Annotated in this window: 15 protein-coding genes; 4 read left to right on the forward strand and 11 right to left on the reverse strand. The window is 60.2% G+C overall.

What is annotated here, in order from left to right:
- Positions 1-278 precede the first annotated feature (278 nt).
- From AB4O36_RS23465 to amaB, 8 genes are all read right to left on the reverse strand, one after another.
- The gene (locus tag AB4O36_RS23465) at positions 279-497 is read right to left on the reverse strand and encodes a hypothetical protein (protein WP_460118541.1); all 219 of its coding nucleotides are present in this window, start codon (positions 495-497) and stop codon (positions 279-281) included.
- A gap of 81 nt (positions 498-578) precedes the next feature.
- The gene (locus AB4O36_RS23470; protein WP_460118543.1) at positions 579-1,298 is read right to left on the reverse strand and encodes an ABC transporter ATP-binding protein; all 720 of its coding nucleotides are present in this window, start codon (positions 1,296-1,298) and stop codon (positions 579-581) included.
- A complete protein-coding gene (locus tag AB4O36_RS23475; RefSeq protein ID WP_460118545.1) occupies positions 1,295-2,167 on the reverse strand; it encodes an ATP-binding cassette domain-containing protein in 873 nt (290 codons plus the stop codon). The genes AB4O36_RS23470 and AB4O36_RS23475 overlap by 4 nt, the downstream gene beginning before the upstream one ends.
- Positions 2,164-3,447, reverse strand: a complete 1,284-nt coding sequence (gene livM, locus AB4O36_RS23480) for a high-affinity branched-chain amino acid ABC transporter permease LivM (protein ID WP_460118547.1) — start codon at positions 3,445-3,447, stop codon at positions 2,164-2,166. The genes AB4O36_RS23475 and livM overlap by 4 nt, the downstream gene beginning before the upstream one ends.
- A gap of 3 nt (positions 3,448-3,450) precedes the next feature.
- Positions 3,451-4,365: an ABC transporter permease subunit gene (locus tag AB4O36_RS23485; protein ID WP_460118549.1), complete on the reverse strand. Its 915-nt coding sequence runs from the start codon at positions 4,363-4,365 to the stop codon at positions 3,451-3,453.
- A 162-nt stretch (positions 4,366-4,527) separates the two neighbouring features.
- On the reverse strand, positions 4,528-5,661 hold the full coding sequence (locus tag AB4O36_RS23490) for an ABC transporter substrate-binding protein (protein WP_460118551.1): 1,134 nt from the start codon (positions 5,659-5,661) through the stop codon (positions 4,528-4,530).
- A 365-nt stretch (positions 5,662-6,026) separates the two neighbouring features.
- On the reverse strand, positions 6,027-7,310 hold the full coding sequence (gene amaA / locus AB4O36_RS23495; protein ID WP_460118553.1) for an L-pipecolate oxidase: 1,284 nt from the start codon (positions 7,308-7,310) through the stop codon (positions 6,027-6,029).
- Positions 7,311-7,398: 88 nt separating this feature from the next.
- Positions 7,399-8,889 carry an L-piperidine-6-carboxylate dehydrogenase gene (gene amaB, locus AB4O36_RS23500; protein ID WP_460118555.1) on the reverse strand — a complete coding sequence of 497 codons (1,491 nt, stop codon included), beginning with the start codon at positions 8,887-8,889 and terminating at the stop codon, positions 7,399-7,401.
- Positions 8,890-9,064: 175 nt separating this feature from the next.
- Here amaB and AB4O36_RS23505 point away from each other — a divergent pair, with 175 nt between their 5' ends.
- The 3 genes from AB4O36_RS23505 to nadE all read left to right on the forward strand — a co-directional run bounded on the left by AB4O36_RS23505 (position 9,065) and on the right by nadE (position 12,228).
- Positions 9,065-9,964, forward strand: a complete 900-nt coding sequence (locus tag AB4O36_RS23505; RefSeq protein ID WP_460118557.1) for a LysR family transcriptional regulator — start codon at positions 9,065-9,067, stop codon at positions 9,962-9,964.
- Between the two features lie 205 nt (positions 9,965-10,169).
- Positions 10,170-11,396, forward strand: a complete 1,227-nt coding sequence (pncB, locus tag AB4O36_RS23510; protein ID WP_460118559.1) for a nicotinate phosphoribosyltransferase — start codon at positions 10,170-10,172, stop codon at positions 11,394-11,396.
- A gap of 4 nt (positions 11,397-11,400) precedes the next feature.
- Positions 11,401-12,228, forward strand: a complete 828-nt coding sequence (nadE, locus tag AB4O36_RS23515) for an ammonia-dependent NAD(+) synthetase (RefSeq protein WP_460118561.1) — start codon at positions 11,401-11,403, stop codon at positions 12,226-12,228.
- A 75-nt stretch (positions 12,229-12,303) separates the two neighbouring features.
- Here the strand turns inward: nadE and azu are convergent, their stop codons facing one another.
- Positions 12,304-12,750, reverse strand: coding sequence for an azurin (gene azu / locus AB4O36_RS23520; RefSeq protein ID WP_460118563.1), 447 nt, complete (start codon positions 12,748-12,750; stop codon positions 12,304-12,306).
- Between the two features lie 343 nt (positions 12,751-13,093).
- Here azu and AB4O36_RS23525 point away from each other — a divergent pair, with 343 nt between their 5' ends.
- Positions 13,094-13,681 (forward strand): LOG family protein, encoded by a 588-nt coding sequence (locus AB4O36_RS23525; RefSeq protein ID WP_460118565.1) that lies wholly within the window; start codon positions 13,094-13,096, stop codon positions 13,679-13,681.
- Positions 13,682-13,804: 123 nt separating this feature from the next.
- Here AB4O36_RS23525 and AB4O36_RS23530 read toward each other — a convergent pair whose 3' ends face one another.
- Positions 13,805-14,695, reverse strand: coding sequence for a transglutaminase family protein (locus tag AB4O36_RS23530; RefSeq protein ID WP_460118567.1), 891 nt, complete (start codon positions 14,693-14,695; stop codon positions 13,805-13,807).
- Positions 14,695-17,175 carry a circularly permuted type 2 ATP-grasp protein gene (locus AB4O36_RS23535; protein ID WP_460118569.1) on the reverse strand — a complete coding sequence of 827 codons (2,481 nt, stop codon included), beginning with the start codon at positions 17,173-17,175 and terminating at the stop codon, positions 14,695-14,697. The genes AB4O36_RS23530 and AB4O36_RS23535 overlap by 1 nt, the downstream gene beginning before the upstream one ends.
- Positions 17,176-17,225: the final 50 nt, after the last annotated feature.

Consider the following 17,225-nt stretch of genomic DNA (forward strand, 5'->3'; position numbering starts at 1 on the left):
CCGTAATACTCACTGTGCAGACCTGGGCAATTTGCACGATCTACCGACTCAATCGGCGATGGCGCCAAGCCAGTAACGACGGCCCTCGGGTGAGTCTTTCCAGAGTTTAACCACAGAGTTATCCACAGGCGGTATCTTGCGTTTTTGTGCGCCTGACGCGACCAATAAAAAGGTTGACATTGCCGGCCTGACGCAGGCCAAAACCACCTGCTCAAAAAACAACCGCCACGCTGCAAGCCACGATTTACAAGGCGTTCAGCCGGCTACTCCCATGTTATTCACAGCCAGTTCCACAGCAAACGGGGACAACTCAAAAGCTTGGCGAAACAACTGTTTACAGCGGCTTTATGTCGCGCTTTCGGAGCTTCTGGAATTTGTTTTCCACAATTGACCTTTTGCTCCCCCCATCCTGTAGGAGCGAGCATGCTCGCGATGGTGGCCCAGGCACCGCGGGGAACCAGATACCCAACGTTATCGTTGACGACCATCGCGAGCATGCTCGCACCTACAGGGGTTGGGGATAGCCATGAAAAAGCCCCGGCGCTTTGCGCGCCGGGGCTTGGGTGTTGCCGCCGAGATCAATGCCCGCCAAGGTAGGCGTTGCGCACGTCCTCGTTCACCAGCAGTTCCTTGCCAGTGCCGCTCATGCGGATCTCGCCGTTGACCATCACATAGGCCCGGTCAGACAGGCGCAGGGCATGGTTCGCGTTCTGCTCGACAAGAAAGATGGTCATGCCGGTCTTGGCCAGTTCGCGCAGGGTGGCAAAGATCTGTTTCACCACGATAGGCGCCAGGCCCAGGCTTGGCTCATCGAGCAACAGCAGTTTCGGCCGACTCATCAGCGCGCGGGCGATGGCGAGCATCTGTTGCTCACCACCCGACATCGTCATGGCCCGCTGAGTGCGCCGCTCTTCAAGACGCGGAAACAGCTCGAACATGCGCTGCATGTCTTCCTTGGCGTACTTGTCACCAATGGGAATGGTGCCCATCAGCAGGTTTTCCTCGACAGTCATATCGGGGAATACACGCCGGCCTTCCGGCGATTGCGCGATGCCGTTGGAGGCAATGTAGTGCGATGACTTGTGGGTAATGTCCACGCCCTGGTAGAGGATTTGCCCACCCGCCGCACGCGGCTGGCCAAAGATCGACATCAGCAGCGTCGACTTGCCGGCGCCGTTTGAGCCGATCAGGCTGACGGTTTCCCCTTCGTTGATGTGCAGCGAGACTTTCTTCAGGGCCTGGATTGGCCCGTAAAACACGTCCAGCTCCTTGAGTTCGAGGATGGCGCCGTTAGTCATACGAGCTCCTCTTCATCAGCGCCCAGGTAAGCGGCAATCACTTTCGGGTCGTTGCGGATAGCGTCGGGGCCGCCCTCGGCGATGACAATGCCGTGGTCCAGCACCACGATGTGGTCGGAAATGCTCATAACCATGCCCATGTCGTGTTCGATCAGCACCACGGTCAGATCGTGCTCGTCACGCAGCAGACGGATCATCGCGCTCAGCGCTTCGGTTTCCTGAGGGTTGAGGCCGGCGGCCGGTTCATCGAGGCAGATGATCTGCGGCCGGGTGCACATCGCACGGGCGATTTCCAGACGGCGTTGCTGGCCATAGGACAACTCACCGGCCAGGCGGTTGGCGCAGTCCACCAGGTCCACCACTTCCAGCCAGTAGAAAGCGTGGTCCAGCGCATCGCTTTCGGCCTTGCGGTAGCCCTTGGTGTTGAGGATGCCCGCGAGCAGGCTGCGGTTGACCCACATGTGTTGCGCCACCAGCAGGTTTTCCAGCACCGACATTTCCTTGAACAGGCGAATGTTCTGGAAGGTACGGGCCAGGCCGGCGCGGTTCACCAGGTGGGTGCCGCCGAACATTTTGTAGTACATGCGGCTGGCGAAGGATTTCGGCGACACGAAATCGGTCGGTTTGAATGATTCGCCCAGCAACTGGATGACGTTGGTGCGCTCACCCCGCACGTTGAGTTCGATCTTGCCGCCGGAGGCCTTGTAGAAACCGGTCAGGCAGTTGAACACGGTGGTCTTGCCGGCGCCGTTGGGGCCGATCAGGGCGAAGATCGAGTTGCGATGCACGTTGAGGCTGACGTCGTTCAACGCCTTGATGCCGCCAAAGTGCATCATCAATTTTTCAACTGAAAGTACGACTTCGCTCATGGCGCTACCCCCTTGCGTGGCGTCACACCGGTACGGCTGATCCTAATCAGGCCGCGCGGTCGCCAGATCATCATCACCACCATCAGGATGCCGAACAACAGCACGCGGTATTCAGCGAAACCACGCAGCAGCTCCGGGGCCACGGTCAGTACGAAAGCCGCGATGACCACACCGATGGTCGAGCCCATGCCGCCGAGTACCACGATGGCGAGGATCAGGGCTGACTCAAAGAAGGTGAAGGACGTCGGGTTGACGAAGCCTTGATAGGTGGCGAAGAACACCCCTGCCAAACCGGCGGTCGAAGCACCGATGGTGAACGCCGAGAGTTTGACCAGCACGTGGTTCAACCCCATGGAACGGCAGGCGATTTCATCTTCCCGCAGGGCTTCCCAGGCGCGGCCGACCGGCATGCGGGTCAGGCGGTGCTTGATGTACAGCACGGCGAGTACGACCAGGAACAGCACGGCGTAGATGAAGTAGTACTTCACGTCCGGGTTGTAGGCGATGCCGAAGAACTCGTGGAACGGCACCCCGCCATCTTTCGCCCGCTTGCCGAACTCAAGGCCGAAGAACGTTGGCAGTGGCGCTGGCATGCCGTTTGGCCCGCCGGTCAGCGACAGCCAGTTGTTGAGCACCAGGCGAATGATTTCACCGAAGCCCAGGGTCACGATCGCCAGGTAGTCGCCGTGCAGACGCAACACCGGAAAACCCAGGATGCAGCCCGCCAGGCCAGCCGTGATCGCCGCCAGCGGCAGCACGGTCCAGAACCCCAGCCCCAGGTATTGATAACCCAGCGCCAGGCCATAGGCACCGATGGCGTAAAACGCCACGTAACCGAGGTCGAGCAGGCCGGCCAGGCCCACCACGATGTTCAGGCCCAGGCCCAGCAACACGTAGATCAACCCGAGGATGACCACGCCCAGCAGGTAGGAGTTGGAGAAGAACGGAAACACCACGGCGATGACGATCATCAACGGGATGATCCAGCGCAAGCGTGATTTGTAGTCAGGTGGCAGTACGTGTACCCCGGAGCCGGAGCTTTCAAAACCCTCGAGAATTTTCAGGCCCCTGCGAGTTTGCAGGAAGGTGCTGAGGGCAAAACGACCGGCCATGACAACGGCGATGATCCAGGCCACTCGCGTGGCTTCCAGATTGAAGCCATAGCCATCGAGTACGACGCCGACGATCGGCCCGAACACGATCAGGGCAACTAGGCCGGAGAGAATCGCATCAACCAGACTTTTCTTGAGATCAATGGTTTTTTTAGTGGTTGAAGACATGACTTACACCTTCGACACAAGAGGACGGCCGAGCAGGCCTTGAGGCCGAAAGACCAGAACGAGGACCAGCAGCGAGAAGCTGAAGACGTCTTTGTAGTCCGAGTTGACGAGACCCGAGAACAGCGACTCGGAAATCCCGAGGATAATCCCGCCGAGCATGGCCCCAGGCAGTGAGCCGATGCCGCCGAGTACCGCTGCGGTAAACGCCTTGATGCCAATGACGAAGCCTGCGTAGAAGTCGAACGTGCCGTAGTTCATGGTGATCAGCACGCCGGCCAGGGCCGCCATCGCTGCACCGATGATGAACACGTAGGAAATCACCCGGTCGGTGTTGATCCCCAGGATCGAGGCCATTTTGCGGTCTTGCTGGGTGGCGCGGCACATGCGGCCGAGCTTGGTGTACTTGATGATGTAGGTGAGCAACGCCATGCCGGCGAATGCCGCGACCAGGATGAAGATCTTGGTGTAGGTGAGCTGGACGAAGCCAGTACCGATGTCGATCCGCCATGCACCAGTCAGCAGTGTCGGAACACCCTGCTGGCGAGCGCCCTGGCTGATCTGGGCATAGTTTTGCAGGATCAGCGAAATACCGATGGCGCTGATCAGCGGTGCCAGCCGAGTGGAGTTGCGCAGGGGTTTGTAGGCGATGCGTTCGATGACCCAGCCATACACCCCGGTGACGACAATGGTGAAGACCAGTGTGCCCAGCATCAACAGAGGGAAGGATTCAATACCGAAGTAAGCCAGCAGTGCCAGACTGATTGCCGCGAGGTAAGCGGAAATCATATAAACCTCGCCGTGGGCGAAGTTGATCATGCCAATGATGCCATAGACCATTGTGTAGCCGATGGCGATCAGGCCATAGACCGACCCGAGGGTCAGGCCGTTGACCAGTTGCTGCAGGAAAATACCATCCATAACGCAATCTCACGCATTTGAGAGACTGCACAGAAGCCACCTGCGACGGACCGGGGTTCAGCCGCCGACGCAACGCGGTTGTGTGCAGCTCTACAAGAAAAGTCAGGTACTGCACGGACATGTTCAAGGATTGCCCGGCGCACGGGGCGCCGGGCAGTCATGTCACTTCTGTTTTTCCAGCTGGTGGTATTTGCCGTCCTTGTCCCACTGGTAAACCACGTAGTCGGACACTTTCAGGTCACCCTTGCTGTCCCAGGCTTTTTCGCCCATGACGGTCTTGACCGGGTTTTTCTTCAGCCATGCAGCCGCGTCCTCGCCCTTGTTGGACTTGGCGCCGTTGAAGGCTGCAGCCAGGGTCTGGACCGAGGCGTAGGCGTACAGGGTGTAGCCTTCTGGCTCGGTGCCGGCTTTGCGGAAGGCGTCTACCACCGTCTTGCTGTCTGGCAGCAGGCGAGGGTCGGCACCGAAGGTCATCAGCACGCCGTCCACGTATTGCGGGCCGCCGGCGGTGGTCACCAATTCGTCGGTCACGATGCCGTCGTCAGACATGAACTTCACGTCTTTCAGGCCTTCGGTACGCAGTTGCTTGACCAGTGGACCGGCTTCCGGGTGCAGGCCACCGAAGTAGACCACGTCGGCACCGGCGGCACGGATTTTGGTGACCACGGCGCTGAAATCTTTCTCACCACGGGTCAGGCCTTCGTACAGCACCGGCTTCACGCCACGTTTTTCCAGCTGTGCCTTGGTGGCATCTGCCAGGCCTTGGCCGTAGGTGTCCTTGTCGTGCAGCACGACGACTTTCTTGCCCTTGAGCACGTCGACGATGTAGTCGCCGGCGACGATACCTTGCTGGTCGTCACGCCCGCACATACGGAACATGGCGCTGAGGCCGCGCTCGGTCACCTGCGGGTTGGTGGAGCCCGGGGTGATGGCGATGATGCCCGCTTCGTCGTAGATCTCGGAGGCCGGGATGGTCGACGAGGAGCAGAAGTGGCCAACCACACCTGCGACTTTCTGGTTGGTCAGGTCCTTGGCGACCGTCACAGCCTGTTTCGGTTCGCAGGCGTCATCGCCCTTGACCAGTACGATTTTTTCCCCGTTCACGCCGCCTGCAGCATTGACCGCATCGGCCGCCGCTTGTGCACCCTTCATGTACTGTTCGCCAAATGCCGCGTTGGCGCCCGTCATTGGACCCGCTACGCCGATCTTGATGTCAGCCTGAGCAAACGCAGAAACGCCCAACGCAGTAGCCACTGCGAGGGCCAGAAAGCCTTTCTTGTAAAACGTCTGGGACATGAGGTGGTGCTCCAAGGTTTTTTTTGATTTGGCACTGCAACTTCACTGAATGCTCAGAGCAAGGGCCGTGCCATCGGTTTTTTATTCTGAAAAAAGTCGCTGCGTTATTGTTTTTATGACTGTTTCGGTCCCATTTTCATTGGGCGTGCAACCGTCTAAACCGCGGAAGGTAAAACCAATTATTTTTTAAGGCGCAACCTGCCTGCGCCATCATTGCAACCGCGACACCAAACGGCGTGCAACCAGCCTGTAACAACCCGCGTCACCGAACTGCACACTGCTGGTGCGGGGACTGCTACAACCCGCACCATTACAGGCTAGTCGCAACACCGAAAAGCGCCGCTTCGGGCAACAAATTTCTTCAATCAGATCACGATGCGCAGGCACTGGCCCGCGTGATACAGCGAAAAGCCGGCTTCGTACAGACAACTGCGCAGCCCCACCCCGGCTACCGGCTGCATGGGTGCGAATGGAATCGGCAGGGCCTGAGGATTTCCGTTACACAGATAGTCCGCAAACGCCTTACCGACCACCGTGCCCGTGGTCACACCGCGCCCGTTGTAACCGGTGACGGCCACCAGCCCCGGGGCCGGCTCGAACAGGCGCATCAGGTGATCGGGGGTAAACGCGATGCGCCCGGTCCAGGTGCACTCCCACTCCACCGATTTGAGATACGGGAAGTAATGCTGCTGCACCCGATCGGCCCAGGCTTTGAGAAACCACGTCGGTTTCTGATTACCGTTGCCCAGGCTGCCGAGCAATAGTCGACCTTCTTTGTCCCGACGCACGCTGCTGAGTACCTGACGGGTGTCCCAGGATCCCTGACCGCCGGGAAGAATGCGGTCCGCCGCCTCGCCGCTTAGCGGCACGGAAGCCACCTGATAGTAATAACCGGGGAAAAAATTGCGTCGCAACTCGGTCCAGTCGCCTTCGGTGTAAGCGTTGGAGGCGATGACCACCTGTTCAGCCAGCACCGCCCCCTGCTCGGTCTGCACCGACCAGCGCTGGCCTTGGCGCTCCAGGCGCGTGACGGGTGAGTGATCGAAAAGTTGGCCACCCAGCTTTACGGCGGCATTGGCCAGCCCGGTGGCGTAGGCCATCGGGTTAATCGTACCCGCGCGCCGATCGAGCAGCGCTGCGGCGATCTTTTTGGTGCCCGTGGCTTGCTCGCAGGCCGAACCGGTCAACAGTTCGATGGGCGCGCCACGGCGTTTCCATTGTTGTTCACGACTGCGCAGGTCCGCCTCGCCACGCGCGTTGTGCGCCATGTGCAGCGTGCCTTCGCGGCGCAACTGGCAATCGATGTTGTATTTGTCCACCAGACTGAACACCAGCGCCGGCGCCGCGCCCAGCATGCGATTGAGCTGACTGCCGACCGCTTCGCCAAACCCGGCTTCGATGTCATCCGGCGGGATCCACATGCCGGCATTGACCAGCCCGACATTGCGTCCCGAACCGCCATGACCGGTACGGTGGGCTTCGAGCACACAGACGGTCTTGCCTTGTTCCAGCAAATGCACCGCCGCCGACAAACCGGTGAAACCGGCGCCGATGACACACACATCAACCGTTACTTCGCCCTTGAGCGCCGCATGGTCGGGCCTTTGCGGCGTCAGTTTTTCCCACAGACATTCTTCGCGTAACGGCATGTTGGCTCCTGGCGGAGCAGCTGCAAGCGGCAAGCTAAAAGCTACAAGCAAATTGGCTTGCAGCTTGTAGCTCGTAGCTCAAAGCTGCTCAATCAAACGTAATGCCCTGCGCCAACGGCAGCTCGAGCGAATAGTTCACGGTGTTGGTCTGGCGGCGCATGTAGGCGCGCCAGGCGTCGGAGCCGGATTCGCGGCCACCGCCGGTTTCTTTTTCGCCACCGAATGCACCGCCGATTTCCGCGCCGCTCGGGCCGATGTTGACGTTGGCGATGCCGCAGTCGCTGCCGACTGCCGACATGAATTTCTCGGCTTCACGCACGTCCGTGGTGAACACGCACGAGGACAGGCCTTGTGGCACCGAATTGTTCAGACGCAGCGCCTCTTCAAAATCGTTATAGCCGATCACGTAGAGGATCGGGGCGAAGGTTTCGTGGCGGACCACGTCGCTCTGCTCCGGCATTTCGACGATGGCCGGCTCCACGTAATAGGCGTTCGGGAATTTATCTTCCAGTTGGCGCTTGCCACCGAATACCCGACCGCCCTCGCTCAGGGCCTGTTCCAGCGCATCCTGCATGTTGTCAAAGCTCTGCTTGTCAATCAGCGGACCGATCAGGTTGCCTTCCAGCGGATGGCCGATGCGCACCTTGGCATAGGCGGCTTTGAGGCGGGTGACGATTTCTTCCTTGACCGATTCATGGGCAATCAGGCGACGCAGGGTGGTGCAACGCTGGCCAGCGGTACCAACGGCGCTGAACAGGATGGCGCGTACGGCCATGTCCAGGTCAGCGCTTGGGCCGAGGATCATCGCATTGTTGCCGCCCAATTCAAGAATGCTGCGGGCAAAGCGAGCGGCAATTTTAGGCGCCACTTCACGGCCCATGCGGGTGCTGCCGGTGGCGCTGACCAGCGCGACGCGCGGATCATCGACCAGCGCTTCGCCGGCATCGCGGCCACCGATGACAACCTGGCTGAGGTGTGGCGGGGCATCGCTGAAATTTTTCAGCACGCGCTCGAACAGCGCCTGGCAAGCCAAAGCGGTGAGCGGGGTTTTCTCCGACGGCTTCCAGATCACCGGGTTGCCGCAGACCAGCGCCAGCGTGGTGTTCCAGGCCCAGACCGCGACCGGGAAGTTGAACGCGCTGATCACGCCGACGACGCCCAGCGGATGCCAGGTTTCACGCATGTGGTGGCCAGGACGTTCGGACGCGATGGTCAAACCGTACAACTGGCGGGACAGCCCGACGGCGAAGTCGCAGATGTCGATCATTTCCTGGACTTCACCCAAACCTTCCTGGGTGATCTTGCCGGCTTCCCAGGAGACCAGCTCACCGAGGTCGGCCTTGTATTCACGCAAGACTTCGCCGAATTGACGCACCAGTTCGCCACGGCGCGGGGCCGGCACCTTGCGCCACAACTCGAACGCATGATCTGCACGACTGATGTGCTGCTCGACTTCGGCGGCACCTTCCCAGTTCACGGCACCGATCCGGCTGCCATCGATCGGCGAATGCACCGGCACTTTGCCGTTCTGGTACAGGGCCGGGTTTACACCAAGACGATCAAGCAATGCGGCAACCATGGGTCACTCCTCAAGCAAAAAACAGAAAACGTCCAGCCGATTACGCCGACTGATCAGACCTGTAGTTTTAGCCTGCCGCAGGTTACCCAACAAACGACCTTTAAGAGAGATATCATTCCGTTTATTCATGCTGCGAATTGCTGGCCAGAAAGAATCCGGAAAAAGGACACCCCACATGCTGAATAAACGTTACTTGCCGTCGATCACCGCCCTGCAGTGTTTCGAGGCCGTGACCCGGCATTTGAGCTTCACACGGGCAGCCGAAGAGCTGAACCTGACCCAGAGCGCGGTGAGCAAACAGGTCGCGCAACTGGAAGAATTGCTGCAACACCTTTTGTTCCGTCGCGTGCGCCGTCGCCTGCAGATGACTCCGGCCGGCGACTTGTACCTGGTGGAAGTCCGAAAAATCCTCACTCAGGTCGAAATGTCGACGCATTACCTGCGTTCCTACGGCGGTGAGACCGAGGTACTGCGCGTCTCCACCCCGCCGACCTTCGGCGCCCGCTGGCTGGTGCCGCGCCTGAAAGGCTGGCGCCTGCGTCATCCGTCGATCCACCTGGACCTGTGCAGCGAACAGGAAGCCGACGACCTGCTGCAAGGTCGCAGCGACCTGGCGTTCTACTTCGGCCAGGGCTCCCGCCCCCGCAGCGAATGCCTGAAGCTGTTCGGCGAAGAACTGGTGCCCGTTTGCTCGCCGGCCAGCCTGCCGGCGAAACCCTTTACTGATCCGACGCAACTCACAGACCTGGTCCTGCTGCAAAATGCATCCCGCCCCCAGGCTTGGCACGACTGGTTCGACAGCCAGGGCTACCACACCGAACACAGTTACCACGGCCCGCGTTTCGAAACCTTCTACATGTGCATCCGCGCCGCTCAGGTGGGCTGCGGCGTAGCGCTGTTGCCCCGGTTTCTGGTGGAAGAGGAACTGGCCGACGGCAAGCTGGTCATCCCCTGGCAACATGCGATGCCCAGCGCCGACGCCTACTACCTGGCCTACCCGGAACACTCGGCGGAAGTGCCCAAGGTGCGGGATTTCGTGCAGTGGATGCTGGAGCAGATCGACACCCCGAATTAACGCGACATTGCTTTTGATGGGAGCGGCGGTGCGACGATTCGACTTGCTCGCGAATGCGCTGTGCCAGTCACCCTGAATGTCGACTGATGTACCGCTATCGCGGGCAAGCCCGCTCCTACAGTGGATCGAATCCACTAAAAAATCGCTGGTCATGAGCGGCACCGATATGCGCCACTATCGCCATTCAAAGTGGAGAACCCCCGTTATGAGCGAGAGCGTATTTGCCGACCGCATCGTGCAGAACCTGCTCGACACCGACTTCTACAAGCTGACGATGATGCAGGCGGTGCTGCATAACTACCCGAACGTGGAAGTCGAATGGGAGTTTCGTTGCCGCAACAGCGAAGATTTACGCCCTTACCTGGCGGAGATCCGCTTTCAGATCGAGCGCCTGGCCGAGCTGAGCCTGAGCGCCGATCAGTTGGGCTTCATGGAGCGCATCAGCTTCATGAAACCGGACTTCCTGCGTTTTCTTGGCTTGTTCCGCTTCAACTTGCGCTACGTTCATACCGGCATAGAGAACGGTGAGTTGTTCATCCGCCTGCGTGGGCCTTGGTTGCATGTGATTCTGTTTGAAGTGCCGCTGTTGTCCATCGTCAGCGAAGTGCGCAACCGCTATCGCTACCGGGATATCAAGCTGGAGCAGGCCCGCGAGCAGCTATATCGCAAGTTCGACTGGCTGACCGTCAACGCCAGCAGCGACGAACTGTCTGAGTTGCAAGTCGCCGATTTCGGCACCCGCCGGCGTTTTTCCTACCGTGTGCAGGAAGAAGTCGTGAATGTGCTCAAGCACGATTTTCCTGGTCGGTTTGTCGGCACCAGTAACGTGCATCTGTCCCGGGAGCTGGACATGAAACCGTTAGGCACCATGGCCCACGAATGGATCATGGCGCACCAGCAGCTAGGCCCGCGCCTGATCGACAGCCAGAGTGCCGCCCTCGATTGCTGGGTTCGTGAATACCGTGGCCTGCTGGGGATTGCCCTGACCGATTGCATCACGATGGACGCCTTCCTCAACGATTTCGACCTGTACTTCGCCAAGCTCTTCGACGGTTTGCGTCATGACTCCGGCGACCCGGTCATCTGGGCAGAAAAGGCGATCGCGCACTACCAGAAGCTCGGCATCGACCCCATGAGCAAGACGCTGACGTTCTCCGACAGTCTGACGCTGCCCAAATCGCTAGAGATATTCCGTGCCCTGCGTGGTCGGATCAATGTCAGCTTTGGCATCGGCACCCATCTGACGTGCGATATTCCGGGTGTTGAACCGATGAGCATCGTGCTTAAAATGGCCGCCTGTAACGGCCAGCCGGTGGCGAAGATCTCCGACGAGCCCGGCAAGACTCACTGCAAAGACCCTAATTTCGTCGCCTACTTGCGACACGTATTCAAAGTACCTGCCGACCCTTCCAGCACACCAAGCAAGGAGTGAATTCATGCAAGCCGTACAGCGTGAGATTGCTGAGCAGCTCAAGGTTCAACCGCCATTCGCCGACAAGGCTGCCCTCGAGGCAGAGGTCGTGCGGCGTATCACGTTCATCCAGGACTGCCTGGTCAATTCCGGGCTCAAGACCCTGGTGCTCGGCATCAGCGGCGGCGTCGATTCGCTGACCGCCGGCCTGATGGCCCAGCGCGCCATACGTGAGCTGCGCGAGCGCACGGGCGATGAGCGTTACAAGTTCATCGCCGTGCGCCTGCCTTACGGCAAGCAGTTCGATGAGCACGATGCCCAGGCGTCGCTGGAAGCCATCCAGCCAGACGAACGTCACACCGTGGACATCGGCCCGGCGGTCAAGGCGTTGGCGTCCGAAGTGAAAGCTTTCGAAGGCAAGCCGGCGGCTTCGGTGGACTTCGTCCTGGGTAACACCAAGGCACGGATGCGCATGATCGCCCAGTACACCATCGCCGGCGCCACGCAGGGCCTGGTGATCGGCACCGACCATGCAGCCGAAGCGGTGATGGGTTTCTTCACCAAGTTCGGTGACGGCGCCTGCGACCTTGCACCGTTGAGCGGCCTGGTGAAAAACCAGGTACGAGCCATCGCCCGCAGCTTTGGTGCGCCGGAGTCGCTGGTTGAGAAAGTCCCGACGGCGGACCTTGAAGACCTCGCACCGGGCAAGCCGGACGAAGCCTCCCATGGCGTGACCTATGCCGAAATCGACGCGTTCCTGCACGGTGAGCCGGTGCGGGATGAAGCGTTCAGGATTATTTGCGATACGTACAACAAGACGCATCACAAGCGGGTGATGCCGTTTGCGCCTTGAGGCGTGAATGAATGAAAAAGCCCGCTGATTCAGCGGGCTTTTTCATTGACCAGAACAGGCGACGATGACGCGGATTTACTTCAGGGTCACAGTGCCTTTCATCATCGAGATGTGGCCTGGGAACGAGCAGAAGAAGCCGTATTTCTCGGCAGCATCGAGTTTCGATACGTCGAAGGTCACCGAGTCGGTTTCCTTGGCACCAATGATTTTGGTGTGGGCGATGACGCGGGCGTCACCCTCTTTGATGTAGTTCTTGTCGATGCCGGCACCCAGGCCGTCGGTGGCGATCGGCTGCATGTCGGCTTCCTTGCTCAGCACCCAGTTATGGCCCATTACGTTCTTCGGCAAGCTGCCGGAGTGGGTCAGTTCCACGGTGAAGGTCTTGCAGCTTTTATCGATTTCAATGGCCTTGGTGCTGAAGGACATTTGGTCAGTGGAGTCGATGGTGGTCTTGCACTCGGCAGCCATCAATTGGCTGCTGGCCAGCGTCAACAGGGATACCGCAACAAGTTTGGCAAACATGGTGAATCTCCAAGGCATGGTTAACGAAATTTCTAATGGACAGAAGACTGCCTGAAAATCCGGCAAGTTCCTATGACCTACGTCATAACTTGTATACAACTTTCGGGCTATGACCCCTATCGAGACAATCTACCAGTCAGACGTCCGGGGCGACCCTATCATTAGGCCATCGACCTTCAACCGGAGTGCCTGTCATGTCCATCAACAGTTTTTTGTGCAGCTTGCTCGCCGCTTACGCCTGCGGCGCCAGTGGTACCTGTGAAACGTCCCGGCGCGAAGTCTAGACCTTGGAACGCAGCGACGCTGCCTTTACTCTGTGCCCATCCTGAGCATGGAGTAAGGCATGTCTTTAACATCCGTTTGTGTATTTTGCGGTGCCAGCACCGGCACCAACCCAGCTTATCGCGAGGCAGCCGTAGCGCTTGGCCGCGCGCTGGCCGAACGCAAGTTGACCCTGGTCTATGGAGGCGGCGCCGTGGGGCTGATGGGCATTGTCGCCGACGCCGCACTGGCGGCAGGCGGTGAAGTCATCGGCATCATTCCGCAGAGCCTCAAAGACAAGGAAATCGGCCACAGCGGACTGACTCGCCTGGAAGTCGTCGACGGCATGCACGCGCGCAAGGCGCGGATGGCCGAGCTCAGCGACGCATTCATCGCGCTGCCAGGGGGCCTGGGCACCCTGGAAGAACTGTTCGAAGTCTGGACCTGGGGCCAACTCGGCTATCACGGCAAACCGTTGGGATTGCTTGAGGTGAACGGCTTCTACAGCAAGCTGACCGGGTTTCTCGATCACATCGTCGGCGAAGGCTTCGTTCGCGGGGCACACCGCGACATGCTGCAAGTGAGCGAATCGCCACAAACGCTGATCGACGCCCTGGACGCCTGGCAGCCGACCATTGCGCCGAAGTGGACGGAGCAGACACCAGGTTGATCCTAACCTTCTGTAGGAGCGAGCATGCTCGCGATGGTCGTCAACGATGACGCGGGGTGTCAGGACGCCATCGCCGCCTGAGCCTCCATCGCGAGCATGCTTGCTCCTACAAGGGCGGGGCATTCAATCCTGCGGCATCACGGTAACCCGCACCTCCGGGTCATGATTGCCGCCACCCAGGATCACCCCGCGCAATGGCGAAACATCGGAGAAGTCCCGGCCCCAGGCCAGGGTGATGTGTTCCAGCGCCGGTTGGACATTGTTGGTCGGGTCGAAATCCACCCAGCCCAGTACCGGGCAATACACCGACACCCAGGCATGGGAGGCATCGGCACCGATCAGGCGTGGTTGGCCCGGGGGTGGCTGGGTCAACAGGTAGCCGCTGACGTAGCGCGCCGCCAACCCTCGCGAGCGCACACACGCGAGCATCAAGTGGGCGAAGTCCTGACACACTCCCCGTCGACGCTCCAGCACTTCCACCAGCGGCGTCGCCACCTGCGTGGCTTCGGCGTCGAAAGTGAATTCGCGGAATATTTTCTCCATCAACGCCCGCACACCCAGTAACAGCGGTCTTTGCGCAGGGAAACAGCTTTGCGAAAAGTCGACGAAATTGCGTTTGAGGTGCACATAGGGCGATTCAAAGCGATACCGACACGCTTCAAGCATCTCTGATGAAAGTGGCTGACCGCTGTAGGTCAAGGCATTACGCGTGTCTTCCCAGGCCGGCGACCGGGTGAAATCCAGAACAGGCCGCGCCAGCACTTCAACACACAGTCGCGCATTGACCTGCAATTCATCGTGAGGCCGTTCGAAGGCCAGGCGTGTCAGCGGATTGCCGAACACGTCCAGTTCGTCCCGGCGCGAGGTCGGCTCGGGACTGATCTGCAACTGCTGATCCGTGCAGCGCTGCCAGACACAGGTGCGAGGCCACAGGTGCGCCAGTTGCTGGGCCAGCGACACCGGACTGTCGTAGTGATAATGCGTGTCGTGGAAAATCTGGTAACGGGCGTTCATCAGACGGACACCGTGCGCTGGCTGACATCATCAACGTGGGCGAAGTGACGCAACGCCAGGCGATCCGACACCTGCCCGCTGGCGTCAGCGATTGCTTGCAGCAGGTCGGCCAGCCCATCGATTGCTGCACGAACACTGGCATCGCCAAACAGCGAATACTCGAGACAACCCAGGTCGAAGCGGGCCAAATGCTCCACCAGAAGCGGTAGCCCCGACTCGCGTGGGGCGCCGAAATCGTCATTCAAGCGTTTCAGCGTGCGGGTCACCAACTTCAGCTGGAACAACACCGCGTGAGGGTTCTGCTCGTCGAGCAGTAACAGGTCCAGCACCGGGATCAACTGCGCCACCGCCAGATAACGCGAGCGGTAGGTGATGCTGCTGTTGCCCAGTTCCAGCAGCCACTCAAGGCCCGCCTGATCGAACGCCCCACTACCGCGCAGGAACGCCGCCAGACTGGCGCTGAGAAATTGCAGGCGCTCGATCCGTCGCCCGATCATCAGGAAGCGCCAGCCTTCATCGCGGGTCATATCGTCGAGGGCGAAACCGGACAACGCTGCCAGCGACATCACCAAACGGTTGAGAAAATCCAACAACTCGCCGAAGTCCGGATCAGCGGTTTCCAGCTCCATCGCTTCGCGCTGCAACTCCACCAGCGCCTGCCAGTTTTCCCGGGAAAGCTTGCCGCGCACCTGCGACGCCGCCCACTGCAATCGTTGCAGGTTGGATCGCAGGCTGAACGGCCAGTCATCGCCGAGCAATGCCGCCAGCAATCGCTCGGGCAAGGAGCCTTCATCGGGCAACAGCATCAGTCGCTCGCCCAAATCGACGGCAGCTTGCAGGGCTTGCGGGTCGTCGCCATCGACGTAGCGTGCCAGCATGATGCGCAGCAAGCGCGCACTGTCATCGCAGCGTTCGCAGTAACGACCGAACCAGAACAGGTTTTCCACGACCCGCGATGGCAGGTACGGATCGCGCCGCACCAGATCGTGCACGCCGATATTTCGCTGGGCTTTCCACTGCTCGCCGCTCGGCGGGCGATCGCTCAGCACCCAGGTGTCCTTGCTCGCACCACCGCGTTGCATCGACACCACTTCGGCGTCCGCCTCGGCGGCCACTCGGGTCAATCCGCCGGGCAGCACCCGATAACCCTCGCCACTGGCCACCGCATACATGCGCATGCCGATGGCCCGTGGCTGCAATTGGCCGCCCTCGGCCTGCCAGACCGGCGCCTGGGACAACTGCGCCAGTTCCTGCGCCACGTAGGCGTAGGGTCGCGCCTGCATGCGCTCGGCGAGTGTCCGACGCTGCGCTTCGCTCAGGTCTCGCCCCAATACCGGGGTAAAGCTCTGGGAGGGGAACGCGGGACGGATCAGCAATTGCGGCAGCTTTTCCAGCGCCTGGGCCAGCACCGGCGCCTCGCCACACCACCAGGTGGCGATGGAGGGCAGGATCAGTTCTTCGCCAAACAGGAATTGGTTGATCCTCGGCAAAAAACCCAGCAGCCCCGGCGACTCCAGCACCCCGCTGCCCAGCGCATTGGCCATCAGCACCCGGCCCTGCCGCACGGCGTCCAGCAGCCCCGGTACCCCGAGGGCCGAATCGGTGCGCAGCTCCAGCGGGTCGCAGAAATCGTCGTCGAGCCGACGCATGATTGCGTGGACTCGACGCAGGCCGCTCAATGTTTTCAGGTAAACCGTGGCGTCGCGCACCGTGAGGTCGCCGCCCTCCACCAAGGGGTAGCCCAGCTGCCGCGCCAGATACAAATGTTCGAAATAGCTTTCGTTGAAACGCCCGGGCGTCAGCAACACCACCAACGGCGTTTCACTGGGCGCCTGACGGGCCAGGGTTTCCTGAAGCGTGCGAAAGAATCCGGCCAGATGCTGCACCTTCATGTCGCGATACAACTCGGGAAAGGCCCGGGACACGATGGTGCGATTTTCCAGCGCGTAACCGGCGCCGGAGGGGGCCTGGGTCCGGTCCGCCGTCACCCACCAGCGACCATCGGGCGTGCGCGCCAGATCCACGGCATACAGATGTAAAAAAGTACCGTCAGGCGGGGTGATGCCCTGGCATGGCCAGAGGAAATTGTTGTGGCCGAACACCAGTTCGGCAGGCAGCAGGCCCTCGGCAATCAGGCGTTGCGGGCCATAAAGGTCAGCCAGAACCGCGTTCAGCAAGCGTGCACGCTGGGCAATGCCCGCCGACAGCTGTTCCCACTCATCGGCGGCGATGACATGCGGCAAAAGGTCTAACTCCCAGGGCCGGTCAGCACCCTTGGGGTCGGCATAGACATTGTAGGTCACGCCGTTTTCCTGGATCTGCCGGCTCAGCAGTGCCTGGCGTTGCTCCAACTGCGCGGACGTGCTGCGTTGCAATTGGTCGAACAGCCGACGCCAATGCACACGTACGCCGCCACTCTCGTCGAGCAGTTCGTGATAGGAGCCCGCAGTGAGCGGGTAGCGATCTAGCAGGTCAGGCATGGAAAGCTCGGCAGACAGCAGGAAACAGTCAGACTAACGCACGCTTGTGA

This window comes from Pseudomonas sp. S2_E01 (assembly GCF_054668365.1).